The organism is Streptomyces mesophilus, from assembly GCF_040300965.1.
Lineage (GTDB): Bacteria > Actinomycetota > Actinomycetes > Streptomycetales > Streptomycetaceae > Streptomyces > Streptomyces mesophilus_A.
The window spans coordinates 1-16588 of sequence record NZ_JBEPEW010000167.1 but is presented as its reverse complement, the minus strand read 5'-3'; the positions used below and the strand labels follow the sequence as shown (position 1 = coordinate 16588).

The window sequence follows — 16588 nt, the reverse complement described above, 5'->3', positions numbered from 1 at the left end:
GGGTGCTGCAGGAGGAGGCGGCGCGTATCGGCCGGCCGCTCGGCGTGGTGTGCGCGGTGGTGTCCGGCGTGATCGCGGCGCTTTCGCTGTACGGAGGTCCCGCGACGTCCTTCGGACCGCTCACCGCACTGGGCGGTTCCCTGGTGGCGGGCTGCAGTGTGCTCGCGCTCCTGACGGCGGCCGTCGAGGCCCGGCAGGCCCGGGCGCACACGACGGCGGCGCTGCTGCGGCTGGGGGCTCCCGTGTCGCTCCTGCGGACCGCGGTGGCGCTCAGGATCGTGGCGCTGCTCACCGTCTTCGGGCCGCTGACCTGCGCCATCGCGCTGCTCGCTGCGGCCCCGATGACAAGCTGAAAAGATTCTCCCGAGCGGCCGATGAGTTCTCGGACGGCCCGCCGTCTATCCCTGCGTAACGAACATCAACGAGCACATCGATAACAGGAGCGGACGACATGGCGGACAACGCGTACCAGCAGATGGTCTTCATCAACCTCGCCACCAAGGACATCGACGCGGCGAAGAAGTTCTACACGGAGCTCGGTTACACCATCAACGCCCAGTTCAGCGATGAGAACACCGCCTCCGTGGTGATCAGCGACAGCATCGTGATCATGCTGCTCGCGGAGCAGAAGTTCGCCGAGTTCGCCTCGAAGCCCATCTCGGACTCCGCCGTGGCCAACGAGGCGCTGATCTGTCTGAGCGCCGAGAGCCGCGCGGCGGTCGACGAGCTGTGCGACCGAGCACTCGCGGCCGGCGGCACGCACGCCAAGGACCCGCAGGACTTCGGCCAGATGTACGGCCGCTCCTTCCAGGACCCCGACGGCCACCACTTCGAGGTCATGTGGATGGACCCGGCGATGGTCCAGGGCTGATCCTGGGACCATGACCGGAGTCTCAGGCACCCCGACCGGCCTCACCCAGGGCACCCGCACGCCGGGCGGCATCGGCGAATCGACGCTCCGGCCCGACGGGACGCTCAAGACCACCGGCGAGTTCGCCTTCGCCTCGGACCTCTGGCACGAGGACATGCTGTGGGGCCACACCCTGCGCGCCCCGCACGCCCACGCACGGATCACCCGCCTGGACATCGGACCCGCACTTCAAGTGCCCGGTGTCCAGGCGGTTTTGACGTACGGAGATCTCGCGCACGCGAAGACGTACGGTCTGGAGATCACCGACCAGCCGGTGCTGTGCGACGGCCGGGTCCGTTTCCACGGTGAGCCCGTGGCGCTGGTCGCCGCCGATCATCCGGAGACCGCGCGCAGGGCCGCGGAGCGGATCGTCGTGGACTACGAGGTGCTGCCCGCCGTCACCGACGAGGCCACGGCCACCGCGCCGGACGCGCCCGTACTGCATCCGGACCGCGAGGACGCGCACGCGCGCCACGTACCGCATCCCAACATCGTCCACCGCCAGCCGGTCGTGCGCGGCGATCTGGCGGCGGCCCGGGCGCGGGCCGATGTGATCGTGGCCGAGGACTATGAAGTCGGCATGCAGGACCAGGCGTTCCTCGGCCCCGAGTCCGGGCTCGCGGTGCCGGCCGAGGACGGTGGCATCGATCTGTACGTCTCCACGCAGTGGCTGCATGTGGACCGCAAGCAGATCGCGCCCGTGCTCGGGCTGCCCGAGTCGAAGGTGCGTCTGACGCTCTCCGGGGTGGGCGGGGCGTTCGGCGGGCGTGAGGACCTGTCGATGCAGGCGCATGCGGCCCTGCTCGCGCTGCACACGGGCCGGCCCGTGAAGATGGTCTACAACCGGTACGAGTCGTTCTTCGGCCATGTCCACCGGCATCCGGCGAAGCTCCACTACGAGCACGGGGCCACCCGCGACGGCAAGTTGACGCATGTGGCGGCGCGGATCGTGCTCGACGGGGGCGCGTACGCCTCGTCGACCCCGGCGGTCGTCGGCAACGCGGCCTCGCTGGCCCTCGGTCCGTACGACTGCGAGGCCGTCGCCGTCGAGGCGCTCGGGCTCTACACCAACAATCCCCCCTGCGGCGCGATGCGCGGCTTCGGGGCGGTGCAGGCCTGTTTCGCGTACGAGTCGCAGATGGACCTGGTCGCGGCCGAACTCGGCCTGGATCCAGTCGAGTTCCGGCAGCGCAACGCCATGTCCCAGGGGTCGGTGATGCCCACGGGCCAGAGGGTGGACGCCCCGGCGCCGGTGGCCGAACTGCTGCGCAGGGTGCGCGAGATGCCGCTGCCTCCCCCGGCCCAGTGGACGGCGGCGGGCTCCGCGGCCGATCTGCGGGAACTGCCCGGCGGGCTGTCCAACACCACGCACGGCGAGGGTGTCGTCCGCGGGGTGGGCTTCGCGGTCGGCATCAAGAACGTCGGCTTCTCGGAGGGCTTCGACGACTTCTCCACCGCACGAGTGCGGCTCGAAGCGGTCGCCGGGGAGCCGGTCGCGACCGTGCACACCGCGATGGCCGAGGTGGGCCAGGGCGGGGTGACGGTGCACGCGCAGATCGTCCGTACGGAACTCGGCGTCTCGCAGGTGACGCTGCGGCCGGCCGACACCTCGGCGGGCAACGCGGGCTCGACCTCGGCGTCACGGCAGACCTATGTGACCGGGGGCGCGATCAAGTACACCTGCGAGGCGGTACGGGAGGCCGTACTGGCCCTGGGGCGGCGGAAGTTCGGGTGGTCTTCCTCGGACGGGCTGCGGCTCGCGGGCGGCAAGGTGGTCGGGGCCGGCGGTGAGGTCCTGGCCGATCTCGTCGACGTACTGGGCGACGAGGCCGTCGACCTGGAGCGAGAGTGGCGCCACCGGCCCACCGAGCCCTTCGATCCGGTGACCGGGCAGGGCAAGGGGCATGTGCAGTACTCGTTCGCGGCGCATCGCGCTGTGGTGGAGGTGGACGTCGAGCTCGGCCTGGTGAAGGTGGTCGAGCTGGCCTGCGCCCAGGATGTCGGCAAAGCACTCAATCCCCTTTCCGTCCTCGGGCAGATCCAGGGCGGCTCGACACAGGGGCTCGGGCTCGCGGTGATGGAGGAGATCGTCGTGGACCCGGCGACCTCCCTGGTCCGCAACCCCTCCTTCACCGACTACCTGATCCCGACCATCCTCGACACCCCGCCGATCCCGGTCGACCTCCTCGAACTCGCCGACGACCACGCCCCCTACGGCCTGCGCGGCGCGGGCGAGGCACCCACGCTCTCCTCGACCCCGGCGATCGTCTCGGCGATCCGCCAGGCGACGGGCAAGACGCTGCGACGGGTGCCGGTGCGTCCGGAGCACATCACCTTCAGCCCGTAATCAGCCCCTGCGGCGTTTGAGCAGATCCGAACGAAGTTCGGATGCCGGGGGTCCGGGGGCAGAGCCCCCGGTTTCGGGAAGGGGCGGGGCGGAGGAGAAAGCCCGCCGCAGGCGCCCCCACCCCAGCAACAGCGGCGTCGCAAGCAACAGCACCCCCGATACGCCGAGAGCCTCACGCGGACCGATCACCGCGGCAAGCAACCCCCACGCAGCAGTCAGCACCGCAGTCGTCCCCTTACTGGCCACCGACCAGGCGGCCAGGACACGGCTGACGTGATCGGTGGGCAGAGCGGCGAGCCGCCGAGTCGCAAGCACCGGACTGTAGACCGCCGCACAGGTGATGAGCCCGAACTCGACGACCATCACGAGCACGAGCCCACTCGTACCGGAGTGGACGAACGCCAGGCCGACGGGCCAGCAGACCCGCAGCACTCCGGCCACCAACAGCACGCGCTGCTCGCCGTAACGAGGCACAAGGCGACGGGCGAGCCGCGAACCGAGGAGCCCGCCGAGGCACGGGACCGCGAAGGCAAGCCCGTACTGCCAGGGCGCGAAGCCGAGCGGCCCCAGCATCAGGACGGCGAGCAGCGGCGCGCTGGTCATGATCAATGCGTTGACCAGCACGGTGTTGAGGAACAGCGGTCTCAGCTCGCGATGCCCGAGCAGGAAACGGAAGCCGTCACCGAGACGGGCGGGCGGGTGGTCCTGCTTACGGGCGGGAGCTGCCTCCGAGCCGCCGATGGCCCGAATCCCCAGCGCGGAGAGCAGAAAGCTCACCGCGTTGGCGGCCACGGTGAGCACCGGCCCGAACATCCCGACCGCCGCCCCGCCCAGCGGCGGTCCGACCAGGGTCGCGGTCCACATGGTCGACTCGAACCGGCCGTTGGCGGCGAGCAGTTGATCGCTCGGTACGAGCGCCTTGAGGGTGGCACCACTGGCGGCCGTGAAGGCGATGTCCGCCGCGCCCACCACGACCGAGACGACAAGGAGCTGAGCGAAGGAGAGCACGTCCAGCGCATACGCGAGCGGAATGGTGAGCAGCGCCACGCACCGCACGACGTCCATCCCGATCATCACGGGCCGCTTGTACCGGAACTCCATCCACGGCCCGAGCGGCACCGCGACCACAGCCGCCACCGCGGGCCCGATCGCGGCCAGCGCGGACACCCCGGCCGGCCCGGTGTCCAGAGCGAGGACCGCGATCAGCGCGAAGGCGTCGAAGGCCAGCCAGGTCCCGAGAATGCTCACGGTGTACGCGGCCCACAGCCACCGGAACTCACGGCCGAGCGCCGGCTTCGCCTGGGCCTTCGCCATGAACTCCGTCTCCCGGTCGCCGGTGACCCGCCGATCGGGCCGAACGGAGCGAACCTAATCGACGGCACTGACAGTGGGACCGGTGGTGATCACCACTCGGTGATCAATGGCTCGCCCTTCTCCCGCCGACGCCAGGACTCCGTAAGCCGGACAAGCCGGGCCGGGGCAGCGATGCCGCGGACGGTGGCGATGCGGCCGTCGGCGAGGTCGAAGGTGACGGCGCCGATGATCTTGCCGTCGGGCACGAAGAGGAGGGCGGGAGCGCCGTTGACGAGCGCGTAGTGGACGTCGGACGCGCCGCCGGCCAGTCGCTGCTTCGCGGGGGTGGACTTGAAGCCGGCCCGTGCGATGGCCGCGATGCGCTCCGGGGTGTCGTACCGCAGCAGCTTCTCGGTCAGTCCGGCGCCGTCGGAGATCGCGGTCGCGTCGTCCGTGAGCAGCGCCACCAGGCGTTCGGTGCGGCCCGAGGTGGCGGCGAGGATGAACTCCTCGACGATCCTGCGGGCGGACCCGGGATCGACCTCACCGCGGCGCCGTTCGGCGCTGACCCGGCTCCGCGCCCGGTGCAGGTGCTGCTGGCTCGCGGACTCGCTGATGCCGAGGATCTCGGCGATCTCGGCATGGCTGTGCGAGAAGGCTTCCCGCAGGACGTAGACGGCCCGTTCGACCGGCGACAGCCGCTCCATCAGCGTCAGCACCGCCAGCGAGACCGATTCGCGCTGTTCGAAGGTCTCCGCGGGGCCCAGCATCGGATCGCCGTCGAGGAGCGGTTCCGGCAGCCAGGCACCGGCGGCGCGTTCCCGTCGGGTCCGGGCCGAGCGGAGCCGGTCGAGGCAGAGGTTGGTGACGACCTTCGTCAGCCATGCCTCGGGCACCCTGATCTGCTCCCGGTCGGCGGCCTGCCAGTGCAGGAACGCATCCTGGACGGCGTCCTCGGCATCGGTGGCGGAGCCGAGCAGGCGGTACGCCAGCGAGGCCAGCCGGCTGCGGCCGGCCTCGAAGCGCACGGTGTCGAAACGGTCAACGGTGCTGTCCACGTGGATCACCCTAGGCGGCCTTCTGGCCGGATGGGTCGGAGGTCAACTCGGCTGCCAGTCCGGTGCGCACGGCCGGTGCGGTGGACACCCGGTGCTTGCGCTTGGGCAGGCCGAACGTCGGGTGCGAGGTGCCCCAGAGCGACCCCTTTTCGATGAGCGCCTTGATCCGCGCGGCCTTCCTGCCGCCCATGTACTTCGGCTTGGCCTGCGCTTCCCCGTCGACCGACTGCCAGATCGCATCCCGCCGCCCGAGGCTGATCGCGTTGTACGCGTAGACCAGCTTGACGTTCGCGATCTTCCGGCCGGTCAGGCGCCCCACGATCGCCTCGATGGCCTGCCTGCCGGTGTAGCCGGCCGAGCCGCAGGACATCGGCAGGGGCAGGCCGTTGTCGCCGAGCGTGTGGACGCTGTCGCCGACGGCGTAGACGTCCGGGTGCGAGACCGACCGCATGGTGCGGTCGACGACGATCCGGCCGTTCTCGGCGACCTCCAGACCCGCCGTGGCGGCAAGGGAGCCGACCGTGAACCCGGCCGCCCACACGGTCGCGTCGGATTCCAGGACGGAGCCGTCGGCGCACAGCACCCGGTTCGCTTCGACGGATTCGACGGCGGTGTGCTCCACGACGGTGATGCCCAGCCGGTCGCAGGCCCGGCGCAGGTGGCCCCGGGCTCCCTCGGAGAGCCGGGCGCCCAGCTCGCCGCGGGCGACGAGCGCCACCGACAGACCGGCCCTTGCCTCCGCGATCTCGGTGGCGGTCTCGATCCCGGTCAGGCCGTCGCCGACGACCACCACCCGTCCGCCGTCGCCCAGGCCGTCCAGGCGCTCGCGCAGCCGCACCGCCGAGGGCCGTCCCGCCACGTCGAAGGCGTGCTCGGGCACACCCCGGACACCGTGGTCGGCGACGTGGCTGCCGAGCGCGTACACGAGCGTGTCGTATCCGAGCTCGCCGCCACCGTCCGCGTCGGCCACGAGGACGAGCCGGCGCTCGGGGTGCACGGCGGTCACCCGGCCCACGCGCAACTTGATCCCCGTTCCCGCGAAGACATCGGTGAGCTGCGGTGCCTCGATGTCGTGGCCGGCGGCCAACTGGTTGAGCCGCAGTCGCTGGACGAAATCGGGTACGGCGTTGACCACGGTGATCTCGGCGTCCGCCGGGGACAGTCGGCGTGCCAGGTTCCCGGCCACGTAGGCCCCGGCGTAGCCGGCGCCGAGGACGACGATGCGGTGCTTCATGGGGTGCTCCCGTCGGTTCGCTTGCTCTTCGAGTACTGAGCGGGACAGCGCCCCGATTCCTGACAGGAGCCCGCAGTGATCCGGGTCACAGCGCGAACCGGCCGAGTCGCGGACACGAACCGCCCGCGGCCGCCACCGCCCGTAAGCTGGCGAACGTGCCCGACCACCACACGCCCCCACCGCCCACGACCGACCGCGAGATCGAGACCCTCGAGGAGTTCGACGCGGTCCTGGCCCGTGGCTCGCTCGCCCACCACCGCATCCAGGCCGTGGATCTGACGCAGCGCACCTTCGCGCTGCTCACCGCGGACACCGAGGGCGCCGTCTTCCTCGGCTGCCCGATGGAACCGGACGCGGCCGCCAAGGTGCGGGCGGCGGGCGCCCTGGTGTTCCCGCCGGTGCCGGGCCTCCCCTTCGACCCCTACCGCGGGCATCTCTACACGCCCGAGGAGCTGTTCGAGGGACTGGCCGCCTCGTACGAGGCGACGCCCGACGCCCGCGCGTACCAGTGGTTCCAGGAGACCAAGGCCGACGGCGATGTCTTCGCGTCGATGCTGCGCGCGGTGCACGACGACTCCATCTCGGACGCCTTGGACGAACTCCTCGTCGGCGCCCGGGTGGTGGGAGTGATGGGCGGCCACGCGATGGCCCGCGGCACCGAGGAGTACGCGGGCGCCGCCCGTCTGGGGCGGACGCTCGCGCGGGCCGGGTTCACGGTCGCCACCGGCGGCGGGCCCGGCGCGATGGAGGCGGCGAACCTCGGTGCGTACGCCTCCGTGCAGGACGACGCGATGCTCGACGAGGCGCTCGAACTCCTCGCCAAGGCCCCCTCGTTCACCCCGTCGATCACCGACTGGGCGCAGGCCGCCTTCGCGGTGCGCGAGCGCTGGCCGGCCGGCGGCGCCTCGGTCGGCATCCCCACCTGGTTCTACGGACACGAGCCGCCGAACGCCTTCGCCGCCCACCTCGCGAAGTACTTCGCCAACGCCACCCGCGAGGACGGACTGCTCGCGCGCTCCAACGCGGGGGTGATCTTCCTGCCCGGCGCGGCCGGCACGGTCCAGGAGATCTTCGACAACGCGACGCCGAACTACTACGAGTCGCGCGGGGAACCGACCCCGATGGTGCTGGTCGGCCGCTCCCACTGGACCGAGAAGCTGCCCGCGTGGCCCCTTCTTCAGGCCCTCGCGCATCAGCGCCCGATGGAGTCCCGGACCGCCCTCGTCGACTCGGTCGAGGAAGCGGCTCAGGCCCTGCAGCAGCTCACCGCCCGGAACACGACCGGCTGACGAGACCCACCGAGCGGTCGTACGACGGGCCTCGAGCTCCCCGTACGACCGCTCGCGCGCCTACTGGGCAGTCGGCGTCCAGTCACCCAGCCAGTCACCGATCTCCTGGCCCGTGGCCTGGGCGTCGGTCAGCTGCGGCCGGTCCGCGCTCGCCGCTCCGGCGCCGGGGCCGCTGTTCCGGTACTCGGCGAACCGGTCCTGCTTCCACGGGAATCCGCCCATGTCCGTCCACGGCGCGGTCCGTATGGCGGCGCTGAGCGTGGAGTCGCGGACGGTGGTCTGCGGGTCGACGGCGGTGTCGCCGCCGGGGTGCCAGTTGCGGCCGAGGTGGAAGGTCCGGTCGGTCACATCGCCGGTGATGTTGGAGCTGACGATGAGGATGCCCTTGCGGTTCGCCTCCGTGCTCGGCGCGGTGACATAGCCCGCGGACTGGCCGTTCCAGCGCTTCTTCAGCTGGATCACGGACTTGTCGAGTACGGCGGTGGCGCGTCCGAAGACGAAGTCCACGTTGCCGACGACGTACGAGTTCCTGACGTAGACCCGGCCGAGCCTGCCCTTGGCGGCGGTCTCCATCTCCAGGGTGTCCTGGTCGCCGCTGAGGATCAGGGAGTCGAGGAAGACCTTGTCGGCCATCGTGAGCAGGGCGACCGCCTGGTGCCCGGTGATGTGCTGGTTGGCGCCTTCGTCGAAGTCGTTGGTGACGCTGAGGTTGCGCAGCTGGGTGTCGTCGGCCTTGACGCTGACCGTGGCGCTGCCGGGCGTCCCGTACGTCGAACCGTCCGGCTTGGTCATCCCGGCCGCGTGCCCCTCGACGATGACCGTGTCCTTGCGGCTCGGTCCGGTGCCGACGATGGTCACGTGCGGCTTGTCGGCGGGGACGGTCACGGTCTCGCGGTACGTACCGGGGGCGACCTTGATGACCACGCGCGCGGGGTTGTTCGCCGGGACGGCGTTCACGGCGGCCTGGACAGTCTTGTACTGGGCGCCGCTCTTGGCGACGGTCAGGGTGGTGGCGGCCTTCACGGCCGGCGCGTCGGTCGCCGTACCGATCGAACTCCTCGGCCCAGCACCGGACTTGAGCAGAGCCGGCACCTGCGCGGCCGCGTCCAGGGTGTACCCGTAGAACTTCTTGGGATCGAAGGCCGTACCGCCGCTCTCGTTGCGCCCGTTCGTCCCGGAGAAGACGCTGCCGCGCTGCACGACCGCCGCCGTGGCGTCCTTCGTCACGGGATTGTTGATGCCCTGGAAGTAGCTGTTCTCCAGGACCATCTTCGTCCGGCCGCGCGAGTAGTTCCCGTACGAGGACTTGATCTGCGTACCGGCCTCGTCCTGCAGCCAGTTGTTGTACAGGTGCGCGTGCGCGGCGTTGTCGGTCGAGGGGTTGCGCTGCTCGGTCTCGCGGATCCAGTTGTGGTGGATCGTGATGTCGGTGACGAGGTTCTCGGTCCAGCCGATCCCGAAGGCCTTGTTGTTGTCGCCGAGCTTGTTCCAGGAGACGGTGATGTTCGTGGAGTCCTTGCGGACGTCGATCAGGCCGTCGGCCATGTGCCGCAGATCGTTGTGGTCGATCCAGACATGGTGCGCGCCGTCCAGCTGGACGGCGTCGAAGTCGTGCTCCTTGTCGTTCCAGACGCCTTGGTAGGAGTCGCGGATCGTCAGGTTCCTGATGATGACGTTGTGCACGCCCTGGCCGAGGAAGAAGCCGCCGCCGACGATCTCGCCGGAGGTGCCGGCGCCCACGATCGTCTTGTCGGAGGCGACCTTGATCTCCTTGCCGACGGGGTCCATCTTGATCGCCGAGGCGACGACGATGATGTACGGCTCGGGGGCCGTGGCGTACTTCTCCAGGTCGGCGAGGGTCTTCACCGTGACGGTCTTTCCGTCACGGCCGCCGTATGTGCCGTTCTGACCTTGGGAGTTGACGGACGCGAAGCCGTCGGCGGTGTCGTCGGCCCAGGCCGGCGCGGCGGACGCGGCGGAGGCCTTGCCGGCGCCGTCGAAGCCGAACAGGCCGCCGCCGTAGGCGAGGGCGCCGGCCGCGGCGACCGCGAGCGGCGCTCCGACCGCCGTGAAGGTTCTGCGCCTGCGGTGCCGGGCCTTGCTGCGGATCTCACTCATACGCGCTCGCACTCCGTGTGGTGGGGGTGCCCGTGCCGGGCGGCACGGTCCGCCCTCTGGTTGCCGCCGGGGCGGGGAAGGTTGCCCCCGCGTACGGAGCGGAGCGGGAGGGGCGCCTCCCCGTACAGAGCGGAGCGAGGAAGGTTGCCCCACCAATGGAGCGCGCGGAAAGTCAGCCGCCGAGCACAACGATCTCCCCGGCGTCGAAGGCCACCCCGACCTCGCTCCCCGGCTCGGGTGCGTCCCGCAGCGCGCAGGCCGCTTCGAGGCGGGGCGCGTCCGAGGGCTTCAGATGGAGCGCCACGTGCGTGCCGCGGAAGGTGCGGGCGGCGACCGTACAGGTCAACTGCGCCTCGGCGGCGGGCACCAGACGTACGCCCGCGGGCCTGATCAGCAGCTCGCACGGCCCCGACGGGGTGTCCGCGGGCACCGGCACCTTGCCCCATACGGTGTCGGCCGCCTCGCCCGAGACCGTCGCCTCGACCACGTTGTCGAAGCCGAGAAAGCGCGCCACGAAGGCGTCCGCGGGCCGCTGCCACACATCGAGCGGCGCCCCGGACTGGGCGATCCGCCCGTCGCGCATCACCACGACCCGGTCCGCGAGCGCGAACGCCTCGCCCTGGTCGTGCGTGACGGCGAGCACGGTGGTGCCCAACTCTCCGAACAGCTCACGGAGTTCGACGACAAGGCGTTCCCTGAGGGAGCGGTCCAGCTGACCGAGCGGTTCGTCCAGCATCAGGAGCCGGGGCCGGGGCGCGAGCGCACGGGCGAGCGCCACGCGCTGCTGCTCGCCGCCGGAGAGCGAGCCGACCGCGCGCCGGCCCGCGTTGGGCAGACCGACGAGGTCGAGCAACTCGGCTACGCGGGCGGCCTGTTCGGTCTTGGAGGCGCCATGCATCCGCAGCCCGAAGGCCACGTTCCCGCCCACGTCCCGCTGCGGGAACAGCTGATGGTCCTGGAACATCAGGCCCACTCCCCGCTGATGCGCGGGCACCCCGCGCTGGTCACGTCCGCCGAGCAGTACCCGCCCGGAGTCGAGACCCTGGAGCCCGGCGACGACCCTGAGCAGCGTCGACTTGCCGCTGCCACTGGGGCCCAGCACGCAGACGATCTCGTGCTCGGCGACCTCCAGGTCCACGGCATCGAGCGCCGCATGCCCGCCGAAACGGACACCGGCGCCGTCAAGGGCGAGCAGCGTCCCGTCATGTACGGCCATCAGAACTCCCTTGTCAGGGCCATCAGAACTCCCCGGTCCTGTCCGTACGGATCCGTTCGAGCAGCAGCAGCGAGGCGCCGCACACCAGCATCAGCAGCGTCGAAAGGGCCATCGCCTGCCCGTAGTTGAGCTCACCGGCCCGGCCGAGCAGCGTGGCCACGGCGACGGGAAGCGTCGGGTTGTCGGGCCGCGCGATGAACACCGTCGCGCCGAACTCACCGAGCGATACGGCGAAGGCGAACCCGGCCGCGATGATCAGCGCCCTGCGCACCATGGGCAGATCGACCTCGCGCCACACCCGCCACGGAGAGGCCCCGAGCACCGCCGCAACCTCGCGAAGGCGCCCGTCCACCGCCCGCAGGACGGGCAGCATCGTCCGTACGACGAAGGGCACCCCGACCAGCGCCTGCGCCAGGGGTACGAGGATCCAGGAGGCCCGCAGGTCGAGCGGCGGCTTGTCAAGGGTGATCAGGAACCCGAACCCGACGGTCACCGCCGAGACCCCGAGCGGCAGCATGAGCAGCGCGTCGAAGCCCCGTACGAAACGACCCGCGCGCCGAGTGAGCGCCACGGCCGCGAGTCCGCCGATCAGCACGGCGATCGCGGTGGCGACGACCGCGTACTCGAGGGAATTCCACACGGCGTCGATCGGCGGGACGAGGAAGGCCCCGCCCTCCGCCGAGGTCAGCGCGCGGAAGTAGCCCAGCCCGAAGCCCTCGGCGGTGGCGAAGGACCGCTGAACCAGCACCCCGAGCGGCAGCACGATCAGCAGCGCCACCGTCGCCAACACCCCGCCGAGCAGCGCCCATTGGCCCACTCCCCTGGGCTTACGGGCGGTGCGCGCCGGATCGACCAGCTTGAGCGTGGCCTCGCGGCGCCGCACGGTCCACGCGTGCACCGCGAGGATCCCGCAGACCGCCACGAACTGCACCATGGTCAGGACCGCGGCGGTGTCGAGGGCGAGCAGTTGGGCGGTCTGCCGGTAGATCTCGACCTCGAGGGTCGAGAAGGCGGGCCCACCGAGGATCAGCACCACCCCGAACGAGCTGAACGTGAACAGGAACACCATCAGCGCGGCCGCCGCCACCGCAGGCCCGAGCGCCGGCAGCGTCACGGTCCGCCAGGCGGCGAACCGCGAGGCGCCCAGCATCCGGGCGGCCTCCTCCTGGCGCGGGTCGAGCTGCGACCACAGGCCGCCGACGGTCCGTACGACCACGGCGTAGTTGAAGAAGACATGCGCGAGCAGGATCGCCCACACCGTGGTGTCGAGCCGTACGCCCCACGCCTCGTCGAGCAGCCCGCCGCGCCCGAGCAGGGCGAGGAAGGCCGACCCGGCGACGACGGTGGGCAGCACGAACGGCACGGTGACGACCGCCCGAAGCACCTGCTTGCCGGGGAAGTCGAAGCGCGCGAAGACATACGCACCCGGCAGCGCGATCAGGAGCGTGAGCGCGGTCGAGGCGAGCGCCTGCCAGGTCGTGAACCACAGGACGTGCTGGATCCCCGGATCGGAGAGCACCTCACCGAAGCGGCCGAACTGCCAGGCCCCGTCGGCCTTCAGACCACGCCCGACGATCGCCGCGACCGGGTAGGCGAAGAACAGCGCGAAGAACGCGACCGGCACGGCCATCAGACCGAACCGGATCGCGCTGCCCTTCACATCCCTTGCGCGGACGCTTACTTGACGACCAGCGACTGCCACGCCTTGACCCAGTCCTCACGGTTGTCCGCGATCTTCTTGGGGTCCATGGTCTTCGGGTCGTCGACCTTCACGCCGTGCTCGGTGAAGAGCTCGGGCAGCTTGGCGTCCTCGATCACCGGGTTGACGAACATCTGCAGCGGCATGTCCTCCTGGAACTTCTTCGAGATCAGGAAGTCGATGAGCGCCTTGCCGCCCTTCTCGTTCTTCGCACCGTCCAGGAGCCCGGCGAACTCGGTCTGCCGGAAGCAGGTCCCGGTGGCCACCCCGGTCGGCGCCTCCTTGGGCTGCGGCTCGGCGTAGAGCACCTCGACCGGCGGGCTCGATGCGTACGAGACCACGAGCGGCCGGTCGGCCTTGGCCTTCTTGCCGCCGGCCGAACCCGAGAACTCCTCGTTGTACGCCTGCTCCCAGCTGTCGACGACCTTGACGCCGTTGTCCTTCAGCTTGGACCAGTAGCCCTCCCAGCCGTCGTCGCCGTACTGCGCGGCGGTGCCGAGCAGGAAGCCGAGGCCGGGCGAGGACGTGGCGGCATTCTCGGTGACGAGCAGATCCTTGTACTCGGGCTTGATCAGATCGTCGAAGGACTGCGGCGGGTCCAGCTTCTTCTGCTCGAAGTACGCCTTGTCGTAGTTGACGCAGATGTCGCCGGTGTCGATCGGCGTCACCCGGTGCTCGCCCTTGTCGAGCTGGAGCGCGGCAGGGATACCGGCCAGGCCCTTGGCCTCGTACGACTGGAAGATGCCGTTGTCGAGAGCGCGCGAGAGCAGCGTGTTGTCCACGCCGAAGAAGACATCGCCCTGCGGGTTGCCCTTGGAGAGCACGGCCTTGTTGACGGCCGACCCTGCGTCGCCGCTCTTGAGGACCTGGACCTTGTAGCCGGACTCCTTCTCGAACGCGGCGAGCACGTCCTTGGACGCGTTGAAGGAGTCGTGGCTGACGAGCGTGACGGTCTTGGAGCCGCCGTCCGTGCCGCTCCCGGACCCGCCGGAGCCTGAGCCGCAGGCGGCGAGGGCGACCATGCCGAGGCCGGTGGCCACGGCGGTGATCGTGATGGTGCGGGTGTTGCTCACTGATTCCTCCTGGAAGTGACCAGGAAGAGACGCGGCCCTGCCCGGAAACCGCTCATGGGTTTCCGGGCAGGGCGCAACAGCTCGAGTGGTGACCGAACTTCCTACCCGGAATGACCCGGGCAAGGTTCAGAGGGTCTGCGGCGGCCTGTCTCGCATGATGCAGGCGTCCGCACTCTCAGCGCTGTGGCGCTCCCCTGTCGGAATATGCAGATGTTTTCAGCCAGGCTACCTGGTGGCTGCCGGACGCCTGTACGAGCATCACGCCCGTACGGGCTTCAGCGCTCGGACGCCGCCAGCTGGCCGCAGGCGCCGTCGATCTCCTGCCCACGGGTGTCCCGGACGGTGACCGGTACACCATGGGCGGCGATCGCCTCGACGAAGGCCTTCTCGTCCTCGGGCCGCGAGGCGGTCCACTTGGAGCCGGGCGTCGGGTTCAGCGGGATCAGGTTCACATGGACCCGCTTGCCCTTGAGCAGCCGGCCGAGCCGGTCACCGCGCCAGGCCTGGTCGTTGATGTCCCGGATCAGCGCGTACTCGATCGAGATCCGCCGCCCGGACTTCTCCGCGTACTCCCACGCGGCATCGAGCACCTCCCGCACCTTCCACCGCGTATTGACCGGTACGAGGGTGTCGCGGAGCTCGTCGTCGGGGGCGTGCAGCGAGACGGCGAGACGGCACTTGAAGCCCTCGTCGGCGAGGCGCAGCATCGCCGGGACGAGACCCACCGTGGAGACGGTGATGCCGCGCTGACTGAGGCCGAGCCCGTCGGGCTCGGGGTCGGTCAGCCGCCGGATCGCACCCACCACGCGGTTGTAGTTGGCGAGCGGCTCACCCATACCCATGAACACGATGTTGGACAGCCGCGCGGGGCCGCCGGGCACTTCCCCGTCCCGCAGCGCGCGCATCCCGTCCACGATCTGGTGCACGATCTCGGCGGTCGACAGGTTCCGGTCCAGACCGGCCTGGCCCGTCGCACAGAACGGGCAGTTCATCCCGCACCCGGCCTGCGACGAGATGCACATCGTCACGCGGTCGGGATAGCGCATCAGGACGGACTCGACGAGGGTCCCGTCGTGCAGCTTCCACAGGGTCTTGCGGGTGGTGTCGTCATCGCAGGAGATATGCCGCACGACGGACATCAGGTCCGGCAGCAGCGCCTCCTGGAGCTTCCCGCGCGCGGCGGCCGGAATGTCCGTCCACTGCTCGGGGTCATGGGCGTACCGCGCGAAGTAGTGCTGCGAAAGCTGCTTGGCGCGAAACGGCTTCTCGCCGACCGCGGCCACGGCCTCCTTGCGCTCGGCGGGCGAGAGATCGGCAAGATGCCGCGGCGGCTTCTTGGCTCCGCGGGGGGCGACGAAAGTGAGTTCTCCGGGCTTGGGCATGATGGCCCCATTCTCCCAGACATACGACAAGGGGCTCGCCGCGCTGCGGACGAGCCCCTCACCGTATGAAAACCGCAGGTCAGCCAGTGCCGACGAAGACCACGAACAGCAGCCACACGACCGGAGCCGTCGGCAGCAGCGAGTCGAGCCGGTCCATGATCCCGCCGTGGCCCGGCAGCAGCGTGCCCATGTCCTTGATGCCGAGATCGCGCTTGATCATCGACTCGCCGAGGTCACCGAGCGTCGCGCTCGCCGCGACCGCGAGGCCGAGCAGCAGACCCTGCCACCAGGTCCCGTCGTCGATCAGGAACTGCATGCACAGCGCACCCGCGACCATCGCGAACGAGACCGCACCGAGCAGTCCCTCACGCGTCTTGCCGGGGCTGATGCGCGGTGCGAGCTTGTGCTTGCCGAAGCGCCAGCCGACCGCGTACGCACCGGTGTCGCTGACCACCGTCAGGAGCAGGAAGGTCAGCACGCGCTGCGGACCGTCGTCAGCCGTGAGCATCAGGGCGACGAAGGTCGCGAGGAACGGCACGTAGAACGCCGCGAACACCCCGGCCGTGACGTCCTTGAGATAGCCCTCGGGCGGCTCGGTCATCCGCCAGACCAGTACCGCGAGCGCGGTCAGCGCCATCGCGACCCAGGCGCCCTCGGCGCCGCGGACGTACCCGGCGACGACCATGGCCGCACCGCCGACCGCGAGCGGCACCAGCGGCGCCTTGATCTGCTTGCGCTCCTGCAGCCGCGCCGTGAGCTCCCACAGACCGACCACGACGGCGATCGCTATCACGCCGATGAAGACCGCCTTGACGATGAAGAGCGACGCGATGATCACCGCGCCGAGCCCGACACCGACCCCTATGGCCGCCCGCAGATCCCGGCCGGCCCGCTTCTTCTGCTTGGGTGCGGCGGGCGGCGCGGCCGGCGCCGAAGGGGCCACGGCCTGTGGCCCGCCCTGGTCCCAGG

At 70.4% G+C, this 16588-nt stretch carries 12 protein-coding genes and 1 pseudogene; 4 read left to right on the top strand and 9 right to left on the bottom strand.

What is annotated here, in order from left to right:
• From ABT367_RS35700 to ABT367_RS35690, 3 genes and pseudogenes are all read left to right on the top strand, one after another.
• Nucleotides 1-353: pseudogene (locus tag ABT367_RS35700) on the top strand (hypothetical protein); the annotation flags it as partial.
• A gap of 98 nt (nt 354-451) precedes the next feature.
• The gene (locus ABT367_RS35695; RefSeq protein WP_352257444.1) at nt 452-871 is read left to right on the top strand and encodes a VOC family protein; all 420 of its coding nucleotides are present in this window, start codon (nt 452-454) and stop codon (nt 869-871) included.
• Nucleotides 872-881: 10 nt separating this feature from the next.
• Entirely contained in the window at nt 882-3257 is a 2376-nt protein-coding gene (locus ABT367_RS35690; RefSeq protein ID WP_352257443.1) for a xanthine dehydrogenase family protein molybdopterin-binding subunit, read from the top strand.
• On the opposite strand, the gene ABT367_RS35685 is transcribed toward ABT367_RS35690, so the two are convergent.
• The 3 genes from ABT367_RS35685 to ABT367_RS35675 form a co-directional block, all read right to left on the bottom strand.
• On the bottom strand, nt 3258-4571 hold the full coding sequence (locus ABT367_RS35685; RefSeq protein WP_352257442.1) for an MFS transporter: 1314 nt from the start codon (nt 4569-4571) through the stop codon (nt 3258-3260). It abuts the gene before it with no gap.
• 89 nt (nt 4572-4660) lie between these two features.
• Nucleotides 4661-5608, bottom strand: a complete 948-nt coding sequence (locus ABT367_RS35680) for a sigma-70 family RNA polymerase sigma factor (RefSeq protein WP_352257441.1) — start codon at nt 5606-5608, stop codon at nt 4661-4663.
• Nucleotides 5609-5618: 10 nt separating this feature from the next.
• Nucleotides 5619-6842 carry an NAD(P)/FAD-dependent oxidoreductase gene (locus ABT367_RS35675; protein WP_352257440.1) on the bottom strand — a complete coding sequence of 408 codons (1224 nt, stop codon included), beginning with the start codon at nt 6840-6842 and terminating at the stop codon, nt 5619-5621.
• A 155-nt stretch (nt 6843-6997) separates the two neighbouring features.
• Here ABT367_RS35675 and ABT367_RS35670 point away from each other — a divergent pair, with 155 nt between their 5' ends.
• Nucleotides 6998-8131 carry an LOG family protein gene (locus tag ABT367_RS35670; RefSeq protein WP_352257439.1) on the top strand — a complete coding sequence of 378 codons (1134 nt, stop codon included), beginning with the start codon at nt 6998-7000 and terminating at the stop codon, nt 8129-8131.
• A gap of 60 nt (nt 8132-8191) precedes the next feature.
• On the opposite strand, the gene ABT367_RS35665 is transcribed toward ABT367_RS35670, so the two are convergent.
• The 6 genes from ABT367_RS35665 to ABT367_RS35640 form a co-directional block, all read right to left on the bottom strand.
• Nucleotides 8192-10249, bottom strand: coding sequence for a pectinesterase family protein (locus ABT367_RS35665; protein ID WP_352257438.1), 2058 nt, complete (start codon nt 10247-10249; stop codon nt 8192-8194).
• 172 nt (nt 10250-10421) lie between these two features.
• Nucleotides 10422-11465 carry an ABC transporter ATP-binding protein gene (locus tag ABT367_RS35660; RefSeq protein ID WP_352257437.1) on the bottom strand — a complete coding sequence of 348 codons (1044 nt, stop codon included), beginning with the start codon at nt 11463-11465 and terminating at the stop codon, nt 10422-10424.
• 22 nt (nt 11466-11487) lie between these two features.
• Nucleotides 11488-13095 (bottom strand): ABC transporter permease, encoded by a 1608-nt coding sequence (locus tag ABT367_RS35655; protein WP_352257445.1) that lies wholly within the window; start codon nt 13093-13095, stop codon nt 11488-11490.
• 47 nt (nt 13096-13142) lie between these two features.
• Nucleotides 13143-14237 (bottom strand): thiamine ABC transporter substrate-binding protein, encoded by a 1095-nt coding sequence (locus tag ABT367_RS35650; protein ID WP_352257436.1) that lies wholly within the window; start codon nt 14235-14237, stop codon nt 13143-13145.
• 275 nt (nt 14238-14512) lie between these two features.
• Nucleotides 14513-15619 (bottom strand): 23S rRNA (adenine(2503)-C(2))-methyltransferase RlmN, encoded by a 1107-nt coding sequence (gene rlmN, locus ABT367_RS35645; protein ID WP_199547436.1) that lies wholly within the window; start codon nt 15617-15619, stop codon nt 14513-14515.
• 79 nt (nt 15620-15698) lie between these two features.
• On the bottom strand, nt 15699-16588 hold an 890-nt coding region (locus ABT367_RS35640; RefSeq protein ID WP_352257435.1), incomplete at its 5' end, for a phosphatidate cytidylyltransferase.

Excerpts from the sequence above, each read along its gene's own strand:
- ABT367_RS35685 (WP_352257442.1), bottom strand. The coding sequence starts at position 4,571 with ATGGCGAAGGCCCAGGCGAAGCCGGCGCTCGGCCGTGAGTTCCGGTGG.
- ABT367_RS35675 (WP_352257440.1), bottom strand. The coding sequence starts at position 6,842 with ATGAAGCACCGCATCGTCGTCCTCGGCGCCGGCTACGCCGGGGCCTAC.
- rlmN (WP_199547436.1), bottom strand. The coding sequence starts at position 15,619 with ATGCCCAAGCCCGGAGAACTCACTTTCGTCGCCCCCCGCGGAGCCAAG.
- ABT367_RS35690 (WP_352257443.1), top strand. The coding sequence starts at position 882 with ATGACCGGAGTCTCAGGCACCCCGACCGGCCTCACCCAGGGCACCCGC.
- ABT367_RS35695 (WP_352257444.1), top strand. The coding sequence starts at position 452 with ATGGCGGACAACGCGTACCAGCAGATGGTCTTCATCAACCTCGCCACC.
- ABT367_RS35660 (WP_352257437.1), bottom strand. The coding sequence starts at position 11,465 with ATGGCCGTACATGACGGGACGCTGCTCGCCCTTGACGGCGCCGGTGTC.
- ABT367_RS35655 (WP_352257445.1), bottom strand. The coding sequence starts at position 13,095 with ATGGCCGTGCCGGTCGCGTTCTTCGCGCTGTTCTTCGCCTACCCGGTC.
- ABT367_RS35665 (WP_352257438.1), bottom strand. The coding sequence starts at position 10,249 with ATGAGTGAGATCCGCAGCAAGGCCCGGCACCGCAGGCGCAGAACCTTC.